A 25,720-nucleotide genomic window follows, 5' to 3' on the forward strand; every position below is an offset into this window, starting at 1 on the left:
TAGAAGCGATCCTCAACCATTCAAAACATTGCATGCTCAATTTCACTCCCATCTCAAAGAAGACAAATATCAATTAGAGCCAGCAAAGAAAATCAAAGATGCTGATATATTTGGACAAAAGTCTGAAAACCTTACATGGAAAAAGAAAACCTAAATGCTTTCAAAGGGGCTGTGCCTATGGTGCAGCTCCTGAAATTGTCACTATACGACAGCGGTAAAAACAGCCCAGAAACAGCCCAAATTACGGGACTGATATTTATAGTGTCGACTTATCAAATAGATACAAGATCAAGGCTGCAAGTTCAAATCCCCCCGCCTCCACCACTCCTTTGGATGAATCTACACAATCCCATGCCGGTTCAGGCGAAACATATCCCCTACTATCAAACGCTTAGCCAAGTGCGATGACTCACCCTCATTATCATGTAATCACCTGATCACTCGAAGAATACCCAAACAACACTGATGAACAAAAACGAGGGCCTAAGCCCTCGTCTTCACAACTTTAAATTCTCAACCAAAAATCAAACAGTCAGAATCTTAAGGGTATTGGTGTTACCAGCACTGGTACCACGAGTTAGCAGCACCTTATCACCAGCCTGCAGGTTACCCGCAGCACGAACCAGGTCCAGAGCCTTCTCTTCAACTTCTGGATTATCACTGCTCACTTCGAAAGGAATGGACTGTACGCCACGGTACAGTGCCAGACGACGGCCAGTGGTTTCGCTGCGGCTCAGTGCAAAGATAGGCAATGCGGAGTTAATACGAGACATCCACAGTGCAGTCTGGCCAGATTTACTCAGGCAGATAATCGCTTTCACGCAAGCTTCGTGGTTGGCAGCATACATAGCAGACATAGCAATAGTTTCGTCAGTACGCTCGAAGATCATGTCCATACGGTGCTGAGAAACAGTTGCCGCTGGCTGACTTTCTGCTGCACGGGCAATACGACCCATAGCGTCCACAACACCGTGTGGACTATGGCCTGTTGCAGTTTCTGCAGACAGCATCACAGCATCGGTACCATCCAGAACAGCGTTAGCCACGTCGAAGACTTCTGCGCGGGTTGGCAGGGAGTTTTCGATCATGGATTCCATCATCTGGGTCGCAGTGATAACAGGGCGGTTCAGGCGACGCGCCATGTTGATCATTTCTTTCTGTACGCCAACCAGCTCTGCATCGCCAATTTCAACACCCAGATCACCACGGGCCACCATGATAGCGTCGGAAGCGGAGATCACTTCTTCCAGCTTGCTCAGATCATTAACAACTTCAGCACGTTCAATCTTGGATAGAATTGCAGCCTGGCCGCCAGCAGCAACCAGCAGCTTGCGCGCTTCGTCCAGATCTTCCTTGCAACGCACGAAAGAAACAGCCAGGTAGTCAACACCCATTTTGGCGGCAGTTTTGATATCCGCCTTGTCTTTGTCAGTCAGAGCTGGAGCTGACAGGCCACCACCTTGCAGGTTGATGCCTTTGTTGTTAGACAGAATGCCACCAGTCAGAACCTTACAACGGATCTGCGCACCATCGATGCTGTCTACTTCCAGGCTCAGGCGACCATCGTCCAACAACAGAACGTCACCTGCCTTGCAGTCGTTTGGCAGAGTCTTGTAAGCGATACCAACAGACTGTGCAGTACCTTCATCGCGGCCTAGCTCAGCGTCCAGAGTGAAAACCTCACCAGGAACAAGATTCACTTTGCCTTCTTTAAAACGGGCGATACGAATCTTAGGGCCTTGCAGATCCCCCAGAATTGCAACGTTGCGGCCTTGCTCAGCAGCTATCTCACGCACCAGTTCTGCACGAGCCATATGCTCTTCAGGTTCACCGTGGGAGAAGTTCATGCGAACAACGTCAACACCAGCCTTTACCAGCTTTTCCAGAGCCTCGCGGGATTCACTGGCAGGTCCAAGGGTGGCAACGATTTTTGTACGTCTCAGCATGATATAGCTCCAGAAAAAGAGGTAAAAAGTGTTATACAGCGTGTTTGTGACAAGCCATCATCGAAAGAGCTGCCCAAGCAAACACAAAAACACCGATGGTTCACCATCAGTGCCTATAAAGAACTACAGTCAGGTTTGAAATAACCGGGCTGAAAATAAAAAAGAGGGGAACAAATGGAAAACCATCTATATCCCCTCATCACATCACTGCTCAGTATTCACAGCTCAGTGCGAAATTAGGCGTTCATCAGAGCCTTGGCAGTGTCCAACATACGGTTGGAGAAGCCCCACTCGTTGTCATACCAGCTCATAACTTTAACCAGACGACTCTGAACGCGAGTCTGGGTAGCATCGAAGTTGGAAGAGAATGAGCTGTGGTTGAAGTCCATGGAAACAAGAGGCTGAGTATTAACAGCCAGAACTTTACCCATAGCAGGGGTGGAAGCAGCAGCCTTAACAATGATTTCGTTCACTTCTTCAACAGTTGTGTCACGGCCAGCAACGAAGCTCAGGTCCACCAGAGAAACGTTAGCAGTAGGAACTCGAACAGCCATACCGTCGAACTTACCCTGCAGCTCAGGTACTACCAGGCCAACAGCGGCAGCAGCGCCAGTCTTGGTTGGGATCATGTTCAGTGCAGCAGCACGGGCACGGTACAGATCGGTGTGGTATACGTCAGTCAGAACCTGATCGTTGGTGTAAGCGTGGATGGTAGTCATCACGCCAGACTCAATGCCCAGAGCTTCGTTCAGAGGCTTGGCGATCGGTGCCAGGCAGTTAGTGGTGCAAGATGCGTTGGAGATAACGGTCATGTCGCCAGACAGAGTCTCTTCGTTCACACCGAATACAACGGTACCATCAATGTCTTTGTCGCCAGGAGCAGAGATGATAACCTTTTTCGCGCCAGCATCCAGATGTGGCTGACACTTGGCCTTGGAACGAAAGATGCCGGTGCACTCAAATACAACGTCTACATCCAGCTCTTTCCATGGCAGGGCAGCTGGGCTGCGCTCGGAGAGAGCCTTGATTTCGTCGCCATTAACGAACATCACGCCGTCACCGCCTTCAACCTGAGCGTTGAAAGTGCCGTGCACGGTATCGTACTTAGTCAGGTGAGTGTTGATCTTGGCATCGCCCAGGTCGTTGATTGCAACAATCTTGAACTCGTCAGTGCGGCCGGATTCGTACAAGGCACGCAGAACATTGCGGCCAATGCGGCCATAACCGTTGATAGCAATACGGATCATTTTCGAGCTCTCACTATTCGTTGATTGAACCAGCAAAGTGGTTCGTTCGTTACGGACACGTTCACCTGCAGTAACGAATCCGATAAATTCTGGAATCAGGAAGTCACCAGTGTAGTCTCTCGCCAGCAAATCTTCCTGAAATCCTGCGCTTACCTTTATATGGCCAACTTCACCCTATGGTATGTCAGCCGGTAGCCTTTTATGAAATGGTATTACATTGGTACACAACGTAAATTGACCCACATCAAATGCAATACCATTTACAGGCTATTGAAATTATCTAACCTTTAATAGTCGACATCTTTACAGGAATAAACAGTGTCTGTGATCAATCGCACATCCATTGGGAAACTGTTTGCCAGTGCCAAGCAGGCTTTATCTCGAGCCGCCAAAGCACTACCTAAAGGAAACCTCAAAGGCCGTCCTGTACAAAAACTAGCTGCCCAGCCCCATCTGCAACAATCCCAGTCGGCACCATCACTCTCAACTCCAAAGCAGGCCTCTTTACAGCGATTCCAGTCCATCACGGCACTGGAAGGCCAATCTTCCAAATCTCAAATACCCCGCCCTGTGCAACAGCAGAATAAGCCAGAGACACAAGAAACACAGAGAGAGCAGGAGGAACAACGCGAGCTGTTGACTAAACTCAACAAGCTGCCTGCCGTACCCACCCACACTCCAAAAGTCGAAACATCTGGCAAGCCACATGGTCTCAGTGAAACCAATACCGCCATTTCTTCAGCAGAAACAGTAAGCGAGCTGATCAGTCTGTGGAACCACATCAATACAGCCACAGAGAATAATGGTTTGACATTCGACCAACGCTTTGTCCTTCGCCAACGCTTCCCAGGTCGCCTGAATATGGTCAGCAAGAAGACAGGGCAAGCTCAGTTCGTCAACTATAAAATGCTGAAGACGATGATCCCCGACATGAAGAAAAGAGCTGATATCGCCCACCAAATTCTCGAAAGACGCCTTGCAGAGTCACTCCCAGACATCCCCACCACTCTTAAATAAGCGTTTTCACTCCAACGTATTGGTACCACCACATTTAAAAGCAAAAAACCACCCTGCAAAGGGTGGCTTTTGGTGTGAGCCCTAAAGCTCAGTAGCAACTGCTCAAGAATTACTTGAATTCAGCCATGCCACGGTAAGGAGCCTTTTCGCCCAGCTCTTCTTCGATGCGCAGCAGCTGGTTGTACTTGGACACACGGTCAGAGCGGCACAGAGAACCCGTCTTGATCTGACCTGCAGAAGTACCAACCGCCAGATCAGCGATGGTCGCATCTTCAGTTTCACCAGAGCGGTGAGAAATCACGGTAGTGTAGTTAGCATCTTTCGCCATCTTGATCGCGTCCAGAGTTTCGGACAGAGTACCAATCTGGTTCAGCTTGATCAGGATGGAGTTAGTAATACCTTTCTCGATACCTTCCTTCAGGATCTTAGGGTTAGTTACAAACAGGTCATCACCAACAATCTGGATTTTGTCGCCCAGCAGCTTGGTCTGGTAAGCGAAACCATCCCAGTCAGACTCGTCCAGGCCATCTTCAATAGAGATGATTGGGTACTGTTCAGTCAGCTCACCCAGGTAGTCAGAGAATGCGTTAGAGCTGAAGACTTTGCCTTCGCCCTTCAGGTTGTATTCGCCGTTCACGTAAAACTCGGAAGCCGCACAGTCCAGAGCCAGAGTCACGTCGGTGCCCAGCTTGTAACCAGCCTTTTCTACCGCTTCTTTAATAACAGCCAGTGCGTCAGCGTTAGATGCCAGGTTAGGTGCAAAACCACCTTCATCACCAACGGCAGTGTTCAGACCTTTAGCAGACAGCACCTTCTTCAGGTTGTGGAAGATTTCAGAACCCATCTGCAGGGCCTGTTTGAAATCCTTCGCGCCAACAGGCTGAATCATGAATTCCTGAATATCAACGTTGTTGTCGGCGTGCTCTCCGCCGTTCAGGATGTTCATCATAGGAACAGGCATGGAGAACTGGCCAGCTGTACCATTGATTTCAGCGATATGAGCGTACAGAGGCATATCCTTCGCACTGGCAGCAGCTTTAGCAGCAGCCAGGGAAACAGCCAGAATAGCGTTAGCGCCCAGATTGGTCTTGTTCTCGGTACCGTCCAGCTCGATCATCTTGCCGTCCAGGCCACGCTGATCAGCAGCGTCAAAGCCCAGCAGAGCATCACGGATAGGACCATTGATATGCTCAACAGCCTTCAGAACACCTTTACCCAGGTAACGGGACTTATCACCGTCACGCAGTTCCAGAGCTTCGCGAGAACCAGTGGAAGCGCCGGAAGGTGCACAGGCACGACCCCAGTGGCCGCTTTCCAGCTTAACGTCTGCTTCTACAGTGGGGTTACCGCGAGAATCCAAAATCTCACGGCCGCGAATTTCTACAATCTTGGTCATTGATCATCTCCAGTCGTTTACTGCCTGGCCACATTTTGTGGCAGTTACAGCGAAACCGGTTCATAGGATATGTGCGGCAGGATCATACCTTTATTAGTCCTACCATGCACCTACCCACACCAGTCCAGTTGACTTAAATCAATAGTCGTATAGCTTCCACCCCACTTTTATGGGGAGAAAACGTACTTTTCGCAGAAAATTGGTATCATCCATTTACATTGTTCCGGTACTCTTTACAACAGCCTCTCAGTTTACCGGTAACGACTATCATCAAGGCTCAGACTTGAAACAGCCTACCGACTAACACCAGAAAAGCCGGCATCAGAGCCAGAGCTTTGAACCACACTGATCATGAGCCGTAACACTATGAGCGATGACACTGTTCAGCAGGTTTTCAACCAATCACTCCTCAAAAGCACACAGCCTCAGGGGCTGACTGAACGCATCTTTGGGGAACCAGGCACTCTCAAAGACAACGCCACCCCTCTCTACATTCAACTGCAAAGCCTGATCCAGCAGGCCATCGATAATGGCACTCTGGAGCGAGGCTCCGCACTGCCCGCAGAACGGGAGATCGCCCAGTACATGAAAGTCTCCAGAGTCACTGTAAAGCGAGCTATCAGCGAGCTAGTGACCGAAGGAAGACTGATTCAGCGCCAGGGAGCTGGAACTTTTGTGGCAGAAAGGATGGTCCATAAACTCGATCGCCTCAACAGTTTTTCTGAAGTAATTGAATCGGTGGACAAACATCCCGATTCTCTCTGGATTGAGCGAGGCATTGGTCTGGCCAGTCGAGAAGAGCAGGCACGCCTGCTACTGCCATCGGGCACTGAGGTTGTGCGCATGTTCCGCGTACGCATGGCTGACGATACCCCTGTTGCTCTGGAATATGCGGTTGTGCCTCGAAAATACCTGGATACACCTTTTGATGTTACAGGCTCTCTCTACGAAGCTCTGGCTCGTGCTGGCTCTCGTCCGGTAAAAGCCATCCAGAAACTGCGTGCCGTGGCTTTTGGAGGATAACTATGCCGACTACCTCAACATTGAGGCAGGAAGCCCGGTTATCGTAATGGAGCGCCGGGGGCTGCTGGCAGACAACACGCCCGTTGAGTACAGCCGCTCACACTTTCTGGGAGATACATTCGAGTTTGAAGCTGAGGTTTAAGGCGCATCACAAACCCAATGCCCACCCAGAGCAACCGGCGAGCACACCGTGGGGTATGCCATCTGCAAGAGTATGCCTGCTTCCCCTGCGTTGTCGGGGGAGCGCCGTTTATTCTCTACTTGGGATTCTTGAATACAATTGGCCCACAGTCCTGTTGAGTTGATTCCAGCAGTGACGATATTTTCCCTTTCATGGTATGACTTGTCTGCAGCTCAAGGAACTCATCATCATCCCCCAGGAGCACGACCCTGCTATCCTGCGAACGTTCCAACCAGCGGAAGAAGGGGGGCCTCTCTTCCGCAGTCACCCTGTCCACCATCTGCAGAATCCTGACATCATCGGCTACTGCCTCTGTTATCTTATCAAACAGCTGTGCGATCGTACCTTGATGGCTTGCTTCCAGTGCATCATCCATAAAGGCATGCAAAACCTCTATATCAGGCATCATGTAAAACCCGGGCAGGGGTTGCGGTGCATTTTTTTGGGCTGGCACAAAGGGAAGGGACGGCCTGAAGGCATAAAGCTGGTCACGCCCAGTCACCTTGCCATTTAAACTGAGAGACCTTATCAATGCCTGTGTGCCTGCAACACCTAACCCGCCAATATAAGCCTCTGTACTCTGAAACTCATCCACCACAGCTTTCCAGACTTTAATTTTCACTCGTGGGTGGAAAACATCTTCAATAACCTTTCCGTTATCTCCTGCAAGGTCAACCTCGATAGATGCCACTCTATCCCCATGATAAACCTCCTGACCTTTTCTCTGAGGTGCTGCAGCATAAAGTTCTATAACAACACTTCTAACCTCTGAGGGAGACTGTTGCTTCATCTTATAATACTGACGAACATAGCCATCATACGGGTCCCTTGTCACAGGGTGCTTTCCAGCAAAAGCAACTGAGAAGGTTTCACCTGTCTTCTCACTCAAGGCTGCGACATCATAGAATTCATGGGTCAGCAGCGACTGATCTTCCAGCTGAACTTCGTGGGAGTACCACGACTTTGAAGCTTTCCCAAAAAAGGCGGTAAATGGCTTTCTCAGGCACAACAAGGCTCTCCACAGCAAACCTCCAGACAGAACCGCTGTCTTCAGAGCTTTCACGCTGTACAAAAGGTCACCCCTTTGCGCATTCCGCAAAGTGTCTGTCCCTGATACAGCGTCCTTCATGGAGAATGTATTGACTTCACCTATACCCGAAGCCTGTTGCTTAGATAACTTCCTGACTGAACTGGGCCCTCCCTCTTTTTCTCGTGAAGTCGTTACCGCAGGTCTTTCCTTACGAAGTTTTGCAAGAGGCTGCTTTACTCCTGATATTTTAAAGGGTGTGTGTGAATCAGCTGCCCTTTTTACGGGACCTTCTGGTCGCGCTTTCATAAGGTAAGGAGTAGCCCTCGCAGAGTCTATTTGTACATAATCACTCACCCTGCCAATTGCTGATGCCGCTGTAGTTTCCGGTAAATACAACGAATTATTTTTCATATCAGGCTTTTTCTTCAGAACTGGCACGCTACCTGGAAGTGCCGTTGGGACGGCAGTCGGTAATGATTCATTGATATGCAGTTGCTTTACAGTTCTGGAAGCTTCTGCTGGAGCGGAAGGCGGTAAAGCTGAGGGTGAATGGGAACCTTCATTTAAGACATCTTCAAGAGTTGTAGGTAGCCTTAGTTCTTCAAGAGCTTTAGGAGCCTCTTTAACTAAGGCCATAAGCTCAGTTTTAAAATCCTCATTTTTACATTCATGGGAGGTACATGCATCCAGTGCCATCTGAATATCTCTTTCCATATTCTCTTCCAACTGCTCCTGATTCAACCTTCTTTCTTCGAGCTCTTTGGCTTGCTCCTTTAATTTGCTGTCCTCTTCTTTATATATTGCCAGCGCTCTTCTTTTTTCTTGTTCAATTTTCTTGCGTGACGCCTGTAACTTTTCATTATCTGAGTCATAAGAATTCATCCTATTCTGGAATGTTCTCCGTCGTTCCAGTTCTTTTTCATAGGCCTCTTCAGCGTCTACAAGAGCAGCCCTCCTCTCCTCGATTTCATTAAGTTTCTTCAAAAGGGTATCCAGTGCATCTCCCTGAATGCCAAGTTTCGCTAACATATCCCTTAGCCTTTTCAGGTCTTCTTCTGCTTTCTCTCTGCGCTCCACAAGCACTTTTCGTATCATGGAGTATCTCAGCTTCACCTGCCCTTCCACTCGGCCGATTTCTAATGCCTCCCTATCAATAAGTTCTGCAATTTGCCCGTTCAGAGAAACAATGCTCTGCACTCTCGAGTCAATATCCTTCAGAATTTTCGGCTTTTTCCTTAAAAGCTGCGCTTTAGCTTTTTCAGTGTAACGCCCGACCTGTCGAAAGCTCCCCTTCTTGATCAGGTCCTGAATGCCTTCAGGAACATGAGCAACGATCAAGTCTGTACCATCCTTCGCATTTCTTAAAAAGGGCTGTCCCTCTACCCCTCTCGAACCTGTCTCTGAGGCTATGGATTTACGGCGCGTACGCATCCCCTCTTCCGCTCCATAAACCGAGCCAGATACAAGAGATAGAGAGACAACAATAGCGGAGAAGAACAGCAATAACTGACGCATAACTTCGACCTGTTCCGAGGGAAGTCGGGATAAAATACCCCCAACAGTTAACGGGGGAAGAAAGCGTCACAGGTATAGTTCTAAAGGCTGCTTTTTTCCAAACAAGACAACATTATTTTTGTTCTAAAGAAAAGGGGCGTACAAAACGACGGTGGCTTTCCTGTACGCCCGGATCAGGGTTTATTTACACGACTACGGAGGTGTTCAGATTCAAAATTTACGCTGTTGGTTTACTGCGCTTTGCTGCCGTACGACGGCGAGGACCATTCTGGCGAGGCTTTAAACCGAATGTTTCGCCACCTTTACCGCCAGGGCCTGAGTGCTTTTTACCTTTGCCTCCGGAGCGCTGACCATCCTGATGCCCAACTTTCGGTTTTTTCGGTTTCCTGGGTTTAATCGGGCGTAAATCTAACCGCGACTCTGGCAAGCTATGGACAGGTTCAAAACCATCCACCTCCCTGCGCTCCAGCAGTCGCTTGATTAAGCGCTCAATATCGGAAAGCAGTTTAAATTCATCGGCAGCAACCAGAGAAATCGCCGTGCCAGTCGCTCCAGCACGCCCTGTACGGCCAATACGATGAACGTAGTCTTCTGCCACTTGAGGCAAGTCAAAGTTTACAACTTGCGGAAGCTGATCAATGTCCAGACCTCGGGCAGCAATATCTGTGGCCACCAGTACACGCAGCTCACCATTTTTGAACTCACTCAGCGCCTTGGTTCGTGCTCCCTGGCTCTTGTTTCCATGAATCGCAGCCGCCTGAATACCATAGCTATCCAGATAACGAACCAGCCGGTTAGCCCCGTGCTTGGTTTTACTGAACACCAGCACCTGCTCCCAGCGGTTGGAAGTAATCAGTTTCAGTAGCAATGCTGGCTTCTGTTTTTTATCTACCGGACAAATCCACTGCTTCACTGTTTTGGCAGCAGCGTTGCGAGGTGTAACCGAGATCTCCACTGGATTACGAACAATGGTTTTCGCCAGATCGCGAATATCATCGGAGAACGTGGCAGAAAACATCAGGTTCTGACGCTCTTTTGGCAGCAGAGCCATAATCTTGCGGATGTCGTGAATAAAGCCCATATCCAGCATACGGTCGGCTTCATCAAGAACAAGAACTTCCAGATGTTTGAAGTTCACTGCACGCTGGTTATACAAATCCAGCAAACGTCCAGGGGTAGCAACCAGCACATCGGCACCACGGCGCAGACGCATCATCTGAGGGTTGATTTTCACTCCACCATACACGACGGTGGATGTCAGGGGCAGGTGCTCACTGTAAGCACGTACGCTATCCCCCACCTGAGCAGCCAGCTCACGGGTTGGAGTAAGTACCAGTGCACGGGCCTGATTACTCTTGGCTTTCTGGCCTTTGGAGAGAAGCTCAAGAATGGGAAGAGTAAAGCCTGCAGTTTTGCCGGTGCCGGTCTGGGCGGCCGCCATCACGTCTCTACCCTGCAGCACGGCAGGAATGGCCTGAGCCTGAATCGGCGAAGGAGTTTTGTAACCCTTTTCTTCAACGGCCTGCAGAATCGGGAGGGACAAGCCCAGGGAAGAAAAGCTCATAGCGCCGCCTGTCAGTTATATAAATTCGAAGGCGGTGGAGCTTACAGGAGTTTCCCCGGTCGTTCTATCGTGGTAACACAAAATGGCCAACACCTCCCCCTTACCTGGGAGAGGCTTTGGTCAAGAATCAAATCAGACAGCTGCCAGTTCACCCTTCTTAAGCATTCCTTCGACATTCACAGGCTTGGTCATAAAAGCCATACCGCCTGCAACAGCCAGCATCACAGCAGAAATTGTATAAGCCAGAGCGTAAGAGCCAGTGCTATCCACAATCATGCTGGCCATCACAGGTCCCATGAAACCACTGATACCCCAGGCGGTGTACAGTACGCCAAAGTTGGAGCCATAATTCTTCATGCCGAAGAAGTCGGCTGTCATCGATGGGAATACACTCAGCAGAGCGCCGTATCCAACGCCGGCAATAGCAGCACCAATGGCAAAGCCCATTTCTCCGGTCAGGGTTGGGAACAGCATCATGTTACCAATCTGCAGGGCAATGGCCACCAGCAACGTATTCACACGGCCAATCTTGTCGGAGAGCATCCCCATACCGATACGGCCAAAGGTATTGAAAAACGCCAGCAAAGATACGAGATACGCCGCTTCCTGGATGCCACCCTGATGCAGGGCAATACTGGTAATGTTACCAATCAGCATCAAGCCAGCTGAGGAGGCAAAGGCGAAGGCTATCCACATCAGGTAGAACTGACGGGTTTTCATCATCTCACGCCAGGTGAAGTTATGAACGTCCTTTTTACCTGCGGGCTCTTTGTAACCGGCTGGAGCTTCTGCCTTATAGTCTGCAGGTGGGTTTACGATGGTGCAGGCCATCGGTACAGCAATCACCAAAACTCCGATACCCAGAGTCAGAAAGGTGGTGCTGATGCTGTATTCACCAATCAGGTAACTGGCCATTGGTGCGATGTAGAGAGAGGCCATGCCAAAGCCACCGGCAATCAAACCGTTAACCATGCCTTTCCTGGAGGGGTGAAACCACTTCATGGCAGAAGGGCTAAGACAGGCGTACGCAAAACCGATACCGGTACCCACCAACACACCAAAGGTGAGCAGAAGTGCAAGGGGGCTACTAACAAAACTGGAAGCAATCAGGCCCAAACCAACCATAGCTGCACCGGCAATAACCAGATTGCGGGGTCCCATGCGATCTTGCAGGTTGCCAGCAATCAAAACGCCAGCTGCGAAGGTTACAATGCCAATGGTATAAGGCATACCTGCGTCTGCATTCGACCAGCCAAGGCTTACCAGAGCCTTGCCAATAACACTCCAGGCGTAAAGAACACCCATACACAGATTGATGCAGATACCTGCAATCAGAATTTTTATAGCGCGGTTCATGATTGCCTCTGAAGCTGACTACGGAAAACCGCGACTATATCGAGCACCCAAAAGGGAGGATGTAGGGCACTTGCGAAGTGAACTACGTGATTCCACCTAAACAACTACAACTTGTTTTAGTCGATGTGCTGGATTGCACCGTACTTTTTCAATCAGCTTACAATATCTCACAGACAGCTTTGAGCCTCGATGATCCCGGCTCTGTTCGCACGCACAAGGCTGCATCCTGACACGCCAAACACTCTCCCCCGAAATATGCCGACATGTGAGGTGGATTTCAGAACCGGGATCACCAGAGAGCTGGCGATAAGTATGAAACGTGTATGCACACCGTCAACCACAATATGATTTACCCATGACACATATCAACAACACTTGGTTCACCATTTATAACAACAGCCACAAGTCGTACAAAAACTTTCAGTCTATAGTGGTGTTCGCCGTCATTCATCCGCGTGCTGCCCAAACACATAATCGACAAGCGTACGCAAACCGGCGGACAGTACCATAGCCCGCACTGGTATGACTCTGCCGGAGTTCACTATCAGTAAAAGTAATACTGCGGATGTTATTCATACCAGGAAGGACTTAATTTCCCCGCCCTAACGAACAGCTCGCGGTCCAGATAAACAGATGATCACCCAATAACCTTTCATCTGTTTTGAATGTTCCAGAGATCTGCCCTACAAGTATCAGGAGGGAGCTTCATGCTTCTGAGTAAAGGCGCTACAGCTGCCATAGGGAATGATTCCCTGCTGGAGAAGCTGTTTAAGCTGAAAGAACACGATACCACGGTCAAAACCGAGGTTATTGCAGGCTTCACCACCTTTGTCACCATGTGTTATGTGGTGTTCGTTATCCCCGGTATGCTGGCCGCGGCAGGAATGGACCAGGGTGCCGTATTTGTTGCCACCTGCCTCATCTCCGCTATCAGCTGTATTGCTATGGGCCTGTATGCCAACTGGCCTGTTGGCCTGGCCCCTGGCATGGGGTTGAACGCCTACTTCGCTTTCGCCGTTGTTCTGGGTATGGGGCACAGCTGGCAAGATGCCATGGGTGCCGTATTCTGGGGCGGTATAGGCTTTATGATTCTCAGCCTGCTCAAAGTGCGTGAGTGGATTATCAACAGCATCCCCAATAGCCTGCGCATTGGCATCACCTGTGGTATCGGTATGTTTCTGGCGCTAATTGGCCTGAAAGGCTCCGGCATTGTTGTAGCGAACCAGGGGACACTGGTGAGTCTGGGCGATATCACCACTTTCTCTCCCATCATGGCCAGCCTGAGTCTGTTCCTGATTCTTGGCCTCGCCCAACGTCGCATTCAGGGCGCGGTACTGATTGCCATCATTGCCATTTCCGTCCTCGCCGTCACTTTTGACCCTTCCGTAAAATTCACTGGTCTGGTATCTATGCCTCCCAGCATGGCCCCTGTGCTTGGCCAGCTGAATATAATGGGTGTTCTTAAGCCTGATATGATCGGCGTTATCGTTGCTTTCATGTTCGTGAACCTGTTCGACACGACTGGCACTTTGATTGCGGTTGGAGACAAAGCCAATCTGGCAGATAAAGACGGCAAAATGAAGAACATGAGTCAGGCCATGATTACCGATGGTACGGCCTCCTGGATCGGTGCTATTTTTGGCGCACCAACGGTTACGTCTTACGTGGAAAGTGCTTCCGGTGTAGCTGCCGGTGGTCGCACAGGCCTGACCGCTGTTGTTATTGGCCTGCTGTTCCTGCTGACTCTGTTTCTGTCGCCGCTGGCTGGCATGGTTCCCGGTTATGCGACAGCTGGCGCTCTGCTGTACGTTGCTGTACTCATGATGGGCAGTATGGCCCGTGTAGACTGGGACGATCTGACGGAAGCAGGCCCTGTGGCAATTACCGCACTGATGATGCCCCTGAGCTTCTCCATCTCCAACGGTATTGCTCTGGGCTTTATCTCTTATCCTGTTATCAAGATTCTGTCTGGCCGCTATAAAGAGTGCAGTCTCAGTATTTTGATACTTGCCACTATTTTTGCTCTGAAGTTTGTTCTCTTTGGCGTGTAAAATATAGTGCCTTGGCCAGCACCGACAATCGGTGCTGGCCAAACCTAATAAGACTCCGCCATCTCCTCCCGTAACTCATCAAACTCCTCAAAGACTTCCAAATAGCCAGGATGACAGCTTCTTATCCAGGATTCTATCCTCTGTAGCTCATCCTCATTATTCAAGGCATCGAAAACATCAATAAACAGATCAACAATTGTTTCTGCATCATTGTCAGTGTAAACGACAGTATCAGGACTCCGGCCAATACAGTGAGTTAAATAGGGTTGAACTCGCGCCATTACCTCTGGGTAAGAGTGTCGGTACTCCCCAATAAGTTCACTGATAATACGTTCTCGAGTTGCGTACAGGCTGAGAGCAATACCCAGCTTCTTAAGCACTGCCGGTGTAACAGCGAGCCACCCGTGTACACGAATAAGCTGATCTATCTCCTCAAGGAGAGGTTTATTAGGCTCCAGATTGTTCCAGGACAGATAGCCGCTGTACGCACCCAGCAAATCCGGGTTTTCCCTACAATCATAGAGTTTGGCTAAACAGAAGGGGGTATGGGTGGCCAGCCATTCGCTACCTTCTTCATCAAACGCATCAACAACATTAGGACTCACCTGCCCTTGATGGGTAAGACCATAAGCTGCCAAACCATTGAATCTGGAAATACCTATAGAGTGCGCTCTGGATCGCAGCCATTGGGAAGCATCTTGCAGCTCTCGAGGAACAGGGTGCTCATCGGATGACAACCCTTCACAAATCAGCATCCATACAGGGGAGTATATAATTCCTGTCATTATCTGTCTGGTTATAAGAGGCAGGGGGCGAACAACAGGTTCCGGGTAAAATGGTTCGATGCTTTGATAGTCGGATAGAATACGGATCACACTCTCATATTCTATCTCCATCATTGCATCGCAACCGGGTACCAGGCGATCTGTCGAATTTTGCCTGCTGCCCTGCCTGTTACCATGGTTTGTGTCTGGAAGCCTTCCTCCGGGAGCCTCCCCCAAATAATCCATATGCCATCATCCCTAACTTAGCTGAGACGATATTAGACACAGATAACCATAGGGAGTTTGAAAAATTATCAGTTGTGTTAGGAAGACTAACGTTCTATCTGCGAATTTAACCGCATTTAAAGCACTCTTGTCGTATCATCTCCTTTTGATGGAATCAGGACAGAGCCGTTTTTCCAATGGTACGCAAAACCTTATCCCTGCTTTGCAAAACACTTCTGACGTATAGCATTGTGGGCTTTCTTATACTGCCGGCAGCCATACACTTCACCGCCTATAAACTGGCCCCGAACTATCTGACAGTTCCTCTGCAAATAGGGGGAGTGACATTCAACCCATTTACTCTGCGGCTGGACTTACAGGCTATACAACTTGGCAGCGATACAACCTCACCGGTGGCGGGCTTTCATAATCTGACAGTCGATCTTTCATGGTCGTCTATCCGTCAGAAGGCATTGGTACTGGATGATATAAACCTGGTGGAACCCATTGTACGTGCCGAGCTTCGTGCTGACGGCACTATAAACTTTGCCAGCCTTCTCAAACCCTCAGCGGAAACCGCGCCTCCTTCAAAAGATGAAGATAGCGGTGGCGAACCCATCCCGGTAGCTGTTCATCATCTGGGAATTCAAAAGGGAGCTGTCTCCTTTATCGACTTTGCCAATACAGAAGCTGGCGAACCATTCCGCCTGACGCTGAACCCAATCAATCTGGAAGCGGAACAGCTGACCTGGCCAAACTCCCATGGCGACCTTTCTCTGAATATGCGCCTCAACAACTCCGGAGATTTGAACGTCAGCAATCAAATCAGGGATGGTCTGGACACACAGACACAAATCATCCTGCACGACATTTCTCTTACAGACATTCAGCCATACCTGACTCCCTACCTTTACAGTGTTATTGAAAGCGGCACTCTTTCCGGCACAGCCCACCTTGGCTGGAGTCCAGAAAAGCAGCTCTCCGCGAATAGTGATATCACCTTAAATAAACTGAAGGTAACAGACAGCCGGAACGGAACCCTTGTGGCCAGCTGGAATAACCTGACGACCAACGGACTGTCATTCAGTCAGAGAGAAAACAAACTCGCTATTAAAGAGCTGACTCTCAACAAGCCTGCAACAAGAGTCGTGCTGGACCAGCATCTCAGCATCAATCTGGCAGGGCTGGTGAAAGTCCCCGATAACGCTGCAAAGCCAGAAGAAGACGTTGCGCCGACAAGTGAAACAGCTGCGACACCTATGGAGATCGCCATTCAGAAATTTTCCATAATAGGCGGGGCTCTGGACTTTTCTGACAAATCGTTCAAGCCTGGTTTTGCGGCTCCTATCACCGACTTGAACGGTGAAGTCGAAGGTTTTAACAGCCGCTCCAGTCAGGCAACGTCCATTACACTACTGGGCACTGTTGATACATATTCCCCCGTCAATATCACTGCCAGGCTGACTCCTGTTAAACCCCTGAAAAATACTGACCTCTCCCTTTCGTTTAAGGATATTGAGCTTACTACGCTCACGCCATACTCCGGCCGTTTTGCTGGTTACAGTATTCGTAAAGGCCGCATGGACATCGCTCTTGATTACGGCATTCAAAACGGTCAGCTCAATGCAGAAAATCACATTACCCTGCGGGACCTCACCCTGGGGGACAAGGTTGCTGGTGAAAGCGCGACAAGCCTGCCTCTCAAACTTGCTATCGCTCTTTTGAAAGACAGACATGGACGTATACGGGTTGACTTACCTGTCACTGGAGATTTGGATAATCCCCAGTTCCAGCTAGGGTCAGTTATTCGTATGGCTGTGGTTAACTTCATTACCAATATCGTTGCCGCCCCCTTCGACATGCTGGCCTCTCTGGTTTCCGGTGATGCGGGCAAAATGTCGGCTTTCGCTTTGCAGCCGGGCAGCAATCAGTTGACAACTCACCAGCAAGCCACCATTCAGTCCCTGGCTCAGGCTCTGAATGAACGACCACAGCTGGATATCGAAATAGAACCTACAGCCAGCACCGTGTCTGATGCCCCAATTCTCATACAACAGCAGCTGCAACAAACAGTGAACAGTCGCTATCACCAGTACTTGAAAAAGCAAGGCAGCAAACAAAAAGAATCCCAGCCCATTCCCGATTCAGTGATGGTTCAGCTACTTGCAGAGCTGGCAACGGAAAAAGGGCTAAAAGTGCCCGACCAGACTATTCCGGCTCTTACAGAGGCTCTGGTACAAAGCTGGCCCATGCCAGAGCTGGCTTTACGAAAGTTAGCCATCAGTCGGGCACATTCCATTAAGCAAGCCATTATCCAGAAGGGTGTAGAGCCCAGCCGGGTTTATGTGTTGGGGGTTGAACTCAAACAGAGTGTCTCCGGGGAGAATGTTTTCCTGCACTTGCAAGGCCGCTGAACACATTTCCTGCATCCATAAAAAACCCACCGGTCAGGCGAGATCCGGCGGGTAAGGCGGAAAACTGTTTTTCCTTTAGAGAGAGACCACCACCTCTTCAGGAGTACTGCTTACATCTGAAAACTCGATACCGGAAGCAGCAACACTTGCTTCCGCATCAAAGTCGACACTTACAGTATCGTTCACAGGTTCAGGGAGATACTCTGCTGTGACGACAGGCTCAGAGCTTGCACCCGTTGTTGTGGCAGCTGACTCTATGCCTGTACCGTAGTAATAATCGCTGGCGGCCTGCATACCACTGAAGAGATAGTGCTTGGCGGTGTCATAAGCGATGCTACCCCCGATGCTTCCCCCCAGAGAGCCGAGTGACGGGCCAAGGGCTCGCTCAACAAGGCTCAAAGCGCCCCCCAAAAGGGGCACATTGGAAAGCCCAAGCGACCCTGTTGAGTATGGGAACAGATAGTGCCCTACTACACCACCTGCAAAGGTAGGTACCGCTCTTGCGCCAGAGTCAACCAGCTTGTATATAAATTGCTTCCCATCAATATCACCCTGGTAATAACTGTATCCAGCCGACAGGGCACTGGTGCCAATACTGGCAGCGGCACCGGCCACGGCACCGGTATACCGATGGGCGCTGATGCCAGTATTCTCCAGCACTTTTGCAGATAAACCGGTGAAGTCACCGCGCTTGCTGGTCATATAAGCCATAGCCCGGTTATGAATCGCACCGTGAGCGGCACCCCACGTAGCGGTTACCATGGCACGCTTTTGCATCTCTTCGCTTTCTTTAGTGGTGTAGTCCCATGGGAGCTTACCTTCGTTGTAGTATTTGCTACCCATATCTACCACTCCCTGCACGGTAGAAGCAGTCAAACCCGCAATAAAGGCAGCAGAAGCGGTGTCGTACAACGCACTGGATACACCGGAGACGGTGGATACTTTTTGCTGCTTTTCAAGTTCTTCTTCAATAAGCTTTTTGTGCCTGGCACCCAGCTCCTCAAGCGTTACTTCCTGACTGAGATCATCCTTTACGGATAAACGGCTGGAAACAAACACTTCATCAACATGACGCCTGCCCAACTTATCCAGAATTGCCTGAACGCGTTCAGACAATTCCGTTATCTCATAATGCCCTTGCCCAAACTTACCCTTTAGCCACTCGATGTTGCTGGCATTATCCATAAGTTCGATCAATTCTTTCCGCTGCTCCTGAGGCAGCATCACCAAAAAGTCTCCATAAAACTGGCCTTGAATCATCTCTTCTAACGCTTCAACAACATCAGCAGCCGATTCCATGTGTGTAACAATGTAATTATTACCATTAATCTCCAGTACAGGTACTGTGTCTATCACATCGCTAGTTGGACGACTTTTGTCACCTTTAAACGCAGCCCACGCAGAAGCCAGCATACGTGCAGCATAGTCTTCTAACGATACATCCTTACCTATTCCATTCTTTTGGGCCAGAAGATCCAGATAGTAAGTGGCTTCACGCAAAATCCGTTTAGTATTCTCTTCTACCTGAAGTTTTAAAACAGCAGAGGCCGAGAGATCTGCGAGAACCTGGTTTGCTACAACCTGAGAGGCGACTTCCAAGCCACCCTCACCGCTCCACTTCACATAATGATTAGCGGAGTAATCAAGCTTTTCGCTCACAGCAAAAAATGCGAAGTCGGTAGGCACTTCAAGTTGCTGAAGCAACTCACGCCCTCTAAATTTCAATCCATCCACATCATCCATGAGCTGCTGAAGGTCAGTTCGCTCACCATTCACCATCATTTGAACAATCTGTTCACTTTGCTGTCTGATCTGTAGCTCCAGGCTATGAAGCTCACGCCGCATGTTATTCAGCCTTTCAATAAAGGCTGACCCCGATGCCCTTTCCACTTCATAACGATACTGACTATCAACCAGAACATGGCCAATATATTCAAGGTGATTGTTCTCATCACGGCGATAAAGCTGGAGATCCAGATCACCATTTGCTCTATGGGTGATAACAGAAGAGTTGGAATAAAGAATCAGGTCCTTCACGTCCTTAATATTTTCTCGGGCTTCCCTATTCTGCTCATCTTCTTCCTGAATACTGAGGATGATAAGAAACCGACGTAAAGATTTATAAATATCATCCTCAAAAACAGGGTCATTGGGATTGTGAATAATCCCCTGAGCCAGCTCTTCAGGGGTGGAATGCCGAGGCCCCTGCTCGAGTTGGTCCACGGTTATATACAGGCGACGCACCTGCATCTTCCCGTAGCTACCTTCACTGTTGCGCGCCTGCACCAAACCTTCGCCATGGTTTTCATCCAGAGTTAATACTGTTACATCACCCCGGCTCTCTGCCTGTAGCAGGCCGGGTATATCTGTGCCCACACCGTTGGTAACGTCAAGAACAAGCTGCACGCCAGAGTCTGTTTCCTCCAGGCGCCCGGTAGAAAACTTCAATTCTTCAGGAGTTTTATCAGGAGCAGACTTAGCCGCTTTCACAATCTTCGCGATGGGGCTCGCATCACTAAGCACACTTTCAATCTCTGATTGCGCCCAGGAGTTACTCACACTGGCCACCGCAAGCGCGAGGCCACCTGCCGCAAAAAGTGCTGTTGGAAGGTTCGTCCGCTTCAAAACCATTATCTGACTCCGCCTGATTGTTGGAAATTTTTATCGCGGCTAAGTCTTGACCAGAATGGAGGTTATTCAAGTTAAAAACGTTTGCAGTATGTGTCTTATTTTCATGCAACTCTATTCAGAGGAGATAACTCTCTGAAAATTCAACATTTTCAGAGATAAAGAAAATCAGTCAGGTACCTCTTTTAAAATAAGTTTTGGGGGTCAGCGTAACAAATACCTCACCTGATTCACGGCTGCATCACCAACAATGCCCCCAGTTACACCTGTTAACCCAATAATACCGGGCTGCCCAACTATCTTTTTTTGAAGCCGCGCTCCACCTACAGAGAACAAATAGCTGGTTCCGCTAATGACTCCCGATTTCAATAAAATCCAGGTCATGTCCTGAGCACTGAACGACCACTGACTGAGATAATTACGAACTGAACGAACGGTTACGCCCACCAAAAATGACGATACAGGCTTTAACAGCCCAGATTGATGCATAAGAGTGTGGGTGGCTCCCGACATAAATGCTGCCAAAACACCTGCGCGTAAAACCTGATCACCGGCTCGGTGAATATCCCGCTCAGTTAATTGCAAGCCAGCCCGATACCGTTGCAGCAACTGGTAACCGCGGTATACCGTTTCCACCCCTGCTCCTATAAAAAATCCTGTTACAAGGTTTTTATAAATCTCTCCCGGAAACCATGAATGGGGCTTCAACTCTTCAAGGCTTAAATCACCCTCGGAGCTATGGCTGGCTACACCATCTCTTTCAACGTCTGTAAACCCACCATCTGTAACCTCCCATCCTTCCAGTGCACTCACATCATCAACCTGCACTGTTGAGAAAATGTGGGTGCCGGGAGCATCCTCTCTGTCATCAAGAACACGTAGTTGAAACCCCTGAACAGGCTTTGCACCTGCATTCATTTGAGAAGCAAAGTGTTCACCGGCGTGAAACACTGCAGGCTGGTTGTCACAAGTGACGATCACGCCATAACAAGCCTCTTCGCTGGATAACATCAGATAACGGCATGTTTCTGATTCCCAGAATGTCCACACTTCACTTCGTTCCAGCAGGGAAGCCCATGGCTGCTCTAAAAACGGGCTGGCTGATGCCAAAAGTCCGGGGGGAAGAGTGTTGATAGCAGAAATCTGCCGGGTATCGGGAAGGTTATAGGTGGCTTGGACAGAGCTGTGAATAACCGGGCACTGATAGTAAAGAGTGCCTGCCATGCCTTTAGCTGCAGTACAGTAGAGCCAGACAGTGATCACAGAGGCTGAAAAAAAGACCCGCTTTCTACGCAAACCCATCCCCACGACAAACACAGCTTCCAAAATATCAAGCCATGAAAAGTAGCAGGCTCTACGACCAACTGTGGGCAGAACCTGCGGGGAGTAACAAAAAACTACACCAAAGCGCGGGCAATAATTTCTTTCATAATTTCATTAGTGCCAGCGTAGATGCGCTGAACACGGGCATCGGCCCAGGCGCGGCCGATGGGATATTCCAGCATATAGCCGTAACCGCCATGGAGCTGGAGGCATTCATCAAGCACCTTACATTGCAGGTCTGTTGTCCAGTACTTCGCCTTGGCTGCGGTCGGTACGTCCAGCTTGCCCTGAATGTGCAGCTCCAGACAGCGATCAATAAAGGTCCGGGCGATAGAGATTTCTGTGTCCATCTCTGCAAGCTTGAAGCGGGTATTCTGGAACTTGGAAATAGACTTACCGAAAGCCTGACGCTCCTGAACATATTCCTTTGTCCACTCCAGTGCAGCTTCCATATTAGCCACGGCATTCAAAGCAACAGATAAACGTTCCTGAGGCAGCTCCTGCATCAGGTAGATAAAGCCCATACCCTCCTGCCCCAGTAAATTTTTTCGCGGTACACGCACATCTTCAAAGAACAACTCAGAGGTATCCTGAGCTTTCATGCCGATCTTGTTCAGATTACGGCCTTTACTGAATCCGGGAGTATCTGCTTCGACAAGAATCAGGCTAGTGCCTTTGGCACCGGCGGAAGGGTCCGTTTTTGCGACAACGATCACCAGATCGGCTTGCTGACCATTGGTGATAAAAGTTTTGGAACCATTAAGGATATAATCGTCACCATCCACGACGGCTGTCGTGCGTACCCCCTGCAGGTCGGAACCGGCACCAGGTTCCGTCATGGCGATGGCTGTAACCATCTCTCCTGAAATCATACGCGGCAGGTATTTCTGCTTGAGTTCCTCGGAACCATAATGTTCGATGTAGGGGGCAACGATGTCGGAGTGCAAGCCAAAGCCAATACCACTCAGGCCAAGGCGGGCAATTTCTTCATCAACAATAGCGTTGTAACGGAAATCAACCCCTACACCACCATACTCCTCCGATACCGTTGGGCACAGGAAACCTAACTCGCCCGCTTTATCCCACATCTCTCGGGCGATCTGTCCGTCTTTTTCCCACTTTTCATGGTGAGGAACCGCTTCTTCTTCAAGAAAACGACGCACGCTGTCGCGGAACATTTCGTGTTCAGATTCATACACAGTTCTTGGAATCATTGTTCGCTTCCCCGTCTCACTTATGCGATTTATTCTTGTTTAAAGTAGTGAACGAGGGTCACTGTGCCAGAGACATGGCGCGGCTGTCTGTGACTTTTACCGCCACATAGGCTGACGTTTTAACTCACGCTTTTTAGTAATCTTCAAAATCATCCTGCTCCAGAGGAACACCGGCCAAAGACTTCACCAGGCGCATGGCCTGTTCAACAGAGCGAAACCGATCCAAAAACTCACCTTCCGGTGTCAGTACCTCATAGCTAACAGACGACACATCTCCCTTTTTATTGAACTTCTCGACGCGGAAAATATCGTAGCCTGCCAGACCGCCAAAGCGCTGCCGATTTGTTTCACTCATTCATCTCTCCTCTGATTTCGAATATGAACGACAGGTCTGTTCATTCTTCAAAATCATACAGGAAAAGTTCTCCACAGCATCTGTGGATAACCCTGTGGTTTACTTCTTAACTTGCACATTGACACTTTATTGACACTGAGCCGGGGAAAATTGTTTATTTTTTAAACAGCGCTTTTTAGACGACACTGAATGAACAAATACCAACAATCAAAAACTTAATCAGCGCCTTTTCATGGACAGTCTGTTTCCGAGTCTGATGGTCAAAAAAAGCAGCTTTCGGTTTCCTGAAAGCTGCTTTGAGTCTCACCAATCAGCAGGTAAGGATTTTAGAAGATGGTTGCCACACTCAGCATAACCATGATGAATACGGTCAGAATACCCACCAGAGGCAGGCAGAACTTCAGCCACTTTGCGTAGGAGATACGACCGATAGCGATACCGCCCATAACAACAGCAGAGGTTGGCGTCAGCAGGTTGATGATACCGGAAGCAGACTGGAAAGCCGTTACAACCAGCTCACGGCTTACGTTCGCAAAATCAGCCAGGGGTGCCATGATAGGCATAGACAGTACAGCCAGACCAGACGTGGATGGAATGAAGAAAGACAGTACCAGCTGGATGAAGTACATCACGTTAATGAATACAAACTCATTCAGGCCTGTCACCGCGTTTTCACACCAGAACAGGATAGTATCGGTGATGTTGCCAGCGTTCATAACCACAACGATGCCGCGGGCAATTGCCACCACGAAGGCTACACCCAACAGGTCACGTGCACCGTCAACGAAAGTGCCAGTCAGCTCTTCTTCCGATAGACGACCAACCAAACCAATAACAATGGAAGATACTAAAAACAGAGCAGACATTTCAGCCATCCACCAGCCACCGGCAGACACACCCCAGATCATTATGCCGAAAGTCACCGCGAACAGAGTCAGAATCAGTTTGCGGGAGCCAGTGAATTCAATAACTTCCGCAGAGTTTTTCAGGAAAAACTCTTCGTTGGATTTCTTCTGGTCTGCAACCAGAGACAGCTCAGGGTTCTGACGTACCTTCTTGGCATAGCGCATGACATAGCCGCAGGTGATGGCAAAGCCCAGACCCAGAATTGCCAGACGCAAATTCATACCGTCGGTAAAGGGAATACCGGCCGCATCAGAAGCAATAACTGTTGCAAATGGGTTTACTGTGGAACCCAGCACTCCAATACCTGCACCCAGCATGACAATAGATACACCAGTTACTGCATCAAAGCCTGCCGCGATAACAACAGGAATCAGCAACATGTAAAACGGCAGAGTTTCTTCTGCCATACCGTAGGATGTACCACCCGCTGCAAACAGAGCCATCAGGATGGGGATCATCCAGGTTTCGCGCCCTTTCAATGCTTTAGTCACCTGAGCGATACCAGCATCGATAGCGCCGGTTTTGGTGACCACGCCCAGAAAGCCACCAATCACCAGTACAAACAAGGCAACATCAATAGCACCGGCTTCGTAACTTACCGGATCATAAAAGCCAGCAATCGGAGCCATGATGACATCAATAAAACCTTGGGTGTTGGCCTCAACAGCATGATAGGTTCCAGCTACAGGAACATCTCGCCCAAGAGCTTCGTTAGCAACGCGATCGTACTGACCGGCGGGAACAATATAAGTAAGCGCGGCGACAAAAACGATTATCGCCATCAAGACCGTATAGGCCGAGGGGAATTTAAATTTGCCCATAGTGTTATTCTGTCCAGTAGATAGGGAGTAAAACAGCGCGGAAGAGCTATCAACAGGCACCCTCTTCCTGTCGCTTATTTTTGTTCAGGCGTGGGTCATCATAAGGGTTTCGAATAGGGTATTAGTGACGCAGATCATCTTACGGCACTATTTTTACGACAAACACGACAACAAATGCGTACACCCGCTTACAAAGATTCACATCTCACTACCAAAATCAGCAAATTTTGTTTCAGATAAGTGCCCTGACCATTGCTTTCACATAATGATGGCGAGTGGATTTTTTCGCACTTCAAGGAACAGCGTCGGGAGCGTAGCCCGCTACGTGATAAGAGTTGTGACGCAGCAAGGGCGGAAAAAGACGCCGCCAGACTATGCGAAAGCAATGGTCCGGGTACTTAAATGAGTCGCTAACATTAGTTATTGAGCTGAAACATTTCTGCAAGTTCACGCTTTCTATTTCGGACAGGTGGTTCGGGAGGTCTGATCATGGCATACACTTCCACACCATTGTCTGAGCACGGCTCCACTTTATTTAAAACCTTATGCTCTATTCTATTTCGTAATTGCTCAACAAGTTCCGGATGTCGGGAGAGTGCTTTTGTATTCACAAAAACATAACCAGCCTGACAAATCATAGCGGGCGCATTTTGTGACTGGGCCAGAGCCACCATCTTTTGAAGGTCAACAGGTTTCATTCTATTCCCCTCACACATTTGAGCACCTGCATCCGACTGCGCACCT

18 protein-coding genes are annotated in these 25,720 nt (G+C 49.3%); 5 read left to right on the forward strand and 13 right to left on the reverse strand.

The window, feature by feature from the left end; translation table 11 throughout:
• Positions 1 to 524: 524 nt before the first annotated feature.
• Entirely contained in the window at positions 525 to 1,946 is a 1,422-nt protein-coding gene (gene pyk, locus E1189_RS10060; RefSeq protein ID WP_196221363.1) for a pyruvate kinase, read from the reverse strand.
• A gap of 236 nt (positions 1,947 to 2,182) precedes the next feature.
• Complete coding sequence (gene gap / locus E1189_RS10065; RefSeq protein WP_155159960.1) at positions 2,183 to 3,193, reverse strand: type I glyceraldehyde-3-phosphate dehydrogenase; 1,011 nt, start codon at positions 3,191 to 3,193, stop codon at positions 2,183 to 2,185.
• 318 nt (positions 3,194 to 3,511) lie between these two features.
• Between gap and E1189_RS10070 the strand changes: the two genes are divergently transcribed.
• On the forward strand, positions 3,512 to 4,210 hold the full coding sequence (locus E1189_RS10070) for a hypothetical protein (protein WP_155159946.1): 699 nt from the start codon (positions 3,512 to 3,514) through the stop codon (positions 4,208 to 4,210).
• Between the two features lie 109 nt (positions 4,211 to 4,319).
• On the opposite strand, the gene eno is transcribed toward E1189_RS10070, so the two are convergent.
• Positions 4,320 to 5,606: a phosphopyruvate hydratase gene (gene eno, locus E1189_RS10075; RefSeq protein WP_155159947.1), complete on the reverse strand. Its 1,287-nt coding sequence runs from the start codon at positions 5,604 to 5,606 to the stop codon at positions 4,320 to 4,322.
• Between the two features lie 366 nt (positions 5,607 to 5,972).
• Between eno and E1189_RS10080 the strand changes: the two genes are divergently transcribed.
• Both E1189_RS10080 and E1189_RS25770 read left to right on the forward strand, forming a co-directional pair.
• The gene (locus E1189_RS10080) at positions 5,973 to 6,629 is read left to right on the forward strand and encodes a GntR family transcriptional regulator (protein WP_268921623.1); all 657 of its coding nucleotides are present in this window, start codon (positions 5,973 to 5,975) and stop codon (positions 6,627 to 6,629) included.
• A complete protein-coding gene (locus tag E1189_RS25770) occupies positions 6,619 to 6,771 on the forward strand; it encodes a UTRA domain-containing protein (protein WP_268921624.1) in 153 nt (50 codons plus the stop codon). Before E1189_RS10080 ends, E1189_RS25770 begins: the two co-directional genes overlap by 11 nt.
• A 115-nt stretch (positions 6,772 to 6,886) precedes the next feature.
• On the opposite strand, the gene E1189_RS10085 is transcribed toward E1189_RS25770, so the two are convergent.
• From E1189_RS10085 to E1189_RS10095, 3 genes are all read right to left on the reverse strand, one after another.
• Positions 6,887 to 9,355 (reverse strand): hypothetical protein, encoded by a 2,469-nt coding sequence (locus E1189_RS10085; protein ID WP_155159948.1) that lies wholly within the window; start codon positions 9,353 to 9,355, stop codon positions 6,887 to 6,889.
• Between the two features lie 217 nt (positions 9,356 to 9,572).
• On the reverse strand, positions 9,573 to 10,919 hold the full coding sequence (locus E1189_RS10090; RefSeq protein WP_155159949.1) for a DEAD/DEAH box helicase: 1,347 nt from the start codon (positions 10,917 to 10,919) through the stop codon (positions 9,573 to 9,575).
• A 132-nt stretch (positions 10,920 to 11,051) separates the two neighbouring features.
• Positions 11,052 to 12,275 (reverse strand): L-lactate MFS transporter, encoded by a 1,224-nt coding sequence (locus tag E1189_RS10095; protein ID WP_155159950.1) that lies wholly within the window; start codon positions 12,273 to 12,275, stop codon positions 11,052 to 11,054.
• A gap of 707 nt (positions 12,276 to 12,982) precedes the next feature.
• On the opposite strand from E1189_RS10095, the gene E1189_RS10100 reads away from it, so the two are divergent.
• Positions 12,983 to 14,326 (forward strand): NCS2 family permease, encoded by a 1,344-nt coding sequence (locus E1189_RS10100; RefSeq protein WP_196221364.1) that lies wholly within the window; start codon positions 12,983 to 12,985, stop codon positions 14,324 to 14,326.
• A gap of 44 nt (positions 14,327 to 14,370) precedes the next feature.
• Here E1189_RS10100 and E1189_RS10105 read toward each other — a convergent pair whose 3' ends face one another.
• A complete protein-coding gene (locus E1189_RS10105; protein WP_155159951.1) occupies positions 14,371 to 15,111 on the reverse strand; it encodes a hypothetical protein in 741 nt (246 codons plus the stop codon).
• A 401-nt stretch (positions 15,112 to 15,512) separates the two neighbouring features.
• On the opposite strand from E1189_RS10105, the gene E1189_RS10110 reads away from it, so the two are divergent.
• Entirely contained in the window at positions 15,513 to 17,729 is a 2,217-nt protein-coding gene (locus tag E1189_RS10110) for a DUF748 domain-containing protein (RefSeq protein WP_155159952.1), read from the forward strand.
• Between the two features lie 75 nt (positions 17,730 to 17,804).
• Here E1189_RS10110 and E1189_RS10115 read toward each other — a convergent pair whose 3' ends face one another.
• From E1189_RS10115 to E1189_RS10140, 6 genes are all read right to left on the reverse strand, one after another.
• Positions 17,805 to 20,360, reverse strand: a complete 2,556-nt coding sequence (locus E1189_RS10115) for a HEAT repeat domain-containing protein (RefSeq protein ID WP_155159953.1) — start codon at positions 20,358 to 20,360, stop codon at positions 17,805 to 17,807.
• A 201-nt stretch (positions 20,361 to 20,561) separates the two neighbouring features.
• Entirely contained in the window at positions 20,562 to 21,581 is a 1,020-nt protein-coding gene (locus E1189_RS10120) for a hypothetical protein (RefSeq protein ID WP_155159954.1), read from the reverse strand.
• Between the two features lie 173 nt (positions 21,582 to 21,754).
• A complete protein-coding gene (locus E1189_RS10125; protein WP_155159955.1) occupies positions 21,755 to 22,894 on the reverse strand; it encodes an acyl-CoA dehydrogenase family protein in 1,140 nt (379 codons plus the stop codon).
• Between the two features lie 133 nt (positions 22,895 to 23,027).
• Positions 23,028 to 23,249 carry a hypothetical protein gene (locus E1189_RS10130; protein ID WP_155159956.1) on the reverse strand — a complete coding sequence of 74 codons (222 nt, stop codon included), beginning with the start codon at positions 23,247 to 23,249 and terminating at the stop codon, positions 23,028 to 23,030.
• A gap of 326 nt (positions 23,250 to 23,575) precedes the next feature.
• Complete coding sequence (locus tag E1189_RS10135) at positions 23,576 to 24,976, reverse strand: YfcC family protein (protein WP_155159957.1); 1,401 nt, start codon at positions 24,974 to 24,976, stop codon at positions 23,576 to 23,578.
• Between the two features lie 416 nt (positions 24,977 to 25,392).
• Positions 25,393 to 25,720 (reverse strand): hypothetical protein (locus E1189_RS10140; protein ID WP_230460311.1); only part of this gene is annotated, 328 nt, incomplete at its 5' end.

Origin of the sequence: Parendozoicomonas verongulae, from assembly GCF_009711465.1 — a bacterium.
Lineage (GTDB): Bacteria > Pseudomonadota > Gammaproteobacteria > Pseudomonadales > Endozoicomonadaceae > Sansalvadorimonas > Sansalvadorimonas verongulae.